1 protein-coding gene and 1 pseudogene are annotated in these 1,746 nt (G+C 67.2%); both read left to right on the plus strand.

The genetic code is table 11. The features are described 5' to 3' along the window. Positions 1-304: pseudogene (locus WCE35_RS16285) on the plus strand (lytic transglycosylase domain-containing protein); the annotation flags it as partial. 280 nt (positions 305-584) lie between these two features. Further along, positions 585-1,746, plus strand: a 1,162-nt coding sequence (locus tag WCE35_RS16290) for a DUF2336 domain-containing protein (RefSeq protein ID WP_424594366.1), incomplete at its 3' end; no start/stop codon positions are given.

Here is a 1,746-nt window from a genome sequence, read left to right on the forward strand (position 1 = left end):
CGACAACGCCGCCTATCTCTCGAGCTTTCCGGATTCACGCGCCGTGACGCCGGCAGCTGCGATGTCGCCGACGGATCTCAAGACGGCGTCGCTGCCGCAGGCCGAGCCGAGGTTTCGCTCGCTGTTCCAGGCCGGCGATCGAACCCAGCCGATTTCGCCGGCGGTGCAGGAATTATGGGGCAGGTCTTCGTCGCCGACCCCGGTGGCTTCAGTGCCGCCATCCCTGTCGGGACACATGCCGGAGGTCCGCGCGCCAGGCCGGCTCGATCTCTTCAGCGACCGCGACGGCACCTTCAGCGGCTAGCCGTGGTCTCGTGTCCCCGGACGCGGTGCAGCCTCAAACGCTGCGCCGCAGAGCCGGGACACAGGTTAGGGCGACAGATCGACCCCGGATCAGCCGTGCGCCGCTGGCGCGCTGCGCTGCATCCGGGCAACGGCACTTCGGGGCGGCTCCGCTCCCTTAACAAAACGTCAACAAAACCAGTCAGTTATGGTGAACCCTTTGTTAAGCCTGATGGTTTATTTTTCGTTGTCGTGGCAATCGCGTCACGGTGTCGTTTCGGATGGCGTAGGCCGGCAGGACCATGATCGTTCGGCAGTTCATCAGTTGGATCCGCACCGCTTCGGCGGGCGAGCGCGCCGAGGCGACGCGGTCGCTGGCGCGGGCCTGGTTGATCTCGGATCTTTCCGAGGACGATCGCGCCGCCGCCGAAGGCGCGCTCCTGATGCTGCTCGACGATTCCTCGCCGCTGGTGCGCCAGGCCATGGCCGAGGTGTTTGCGCGCAGCGCGGAGGCGCCTGCGGCCATCGTGCAGGCGCTCTCGCTCGATCAGCCATCGGTCGCGCTTCCGGTTCTCGAATATTCCCCGCTTTTGATTGACGCCGATCTCGTCGATATCGTCGCGACCGGCAACAACGACATGCAATGCGCGATCGCGCGCCGCGTCCATCTGCCGCCGTCCGTCAGCGCCGCGATCGCCGAAGTCGGTTCGCCGGCGGCGGCGCTCGAATTGATCGAAAACGCCTATGCGGAACTGGCGCCGTTTTCCTGGGATCGCATCGTCGAGCGTCACGGCCATCTCGCCGCGATCCGGGAATCGATGCTGGTGCTGGAAGGCCTGCCGGCCGCGACGCGCCTGGCGCTGGTCGCCAAACTCTCGGATACGCTGGCGCAATTCGTGGTCGCGCGAAACTGGCTGAGCGCCGACCGGGCAGGGCGGATCGCAAGCGAAGCCCGCGAGCGTTCGACCGTGAATATCGCGGCACGTTCCTGTGGCGAGGACATGCGCGGCCTGGTGCGGCACCTGCGCGCCACCGGCCAACTCACCGCCGGACTGATCCTGCGCGCGCTGTTGTGCGGCAATCTCGAACTGTTCGATTCCGCGCTGGCCGAATTGTCCGATCTTCCGCAGGCCCGTGTCTCCGCGCTGCTGCATGATCGCGGCCGCGCCAGCCTGCAGGCGCTCCTGATCCGCGCCGGCCTGCCGGAATCGACGTTCGCGGCGTTCCGCGTCGCGCTCGAGGCCTGCCATGAAACCGGTTATGTCGACACCGCCGGCGGCGCGGCACGGTTGCGCCGCCGCATGGTCGAGCGCGTGCTGACCCATTGCGCGACCGATCCGTCTGCCGCCGAGCCGCTCCTGATCCTGCTGCGTCGCTTTGCCACGGAATCAGCGCGCGAAGAGGCCCGCCTGTTCTGCGACGAACTGCTGGCCGAAGAGGCGATACCGCCGATCGGGCACGATC

The sequence above is a fragment of the Bradyrhizobium sp. genome, from assembly GCF_049691595.1.
GTDB lineage: Bacteria > Pseudomonadota > Alphaproteobacteria > Rhizobiales > Xanthobacteraceae > Bradyrhizobium.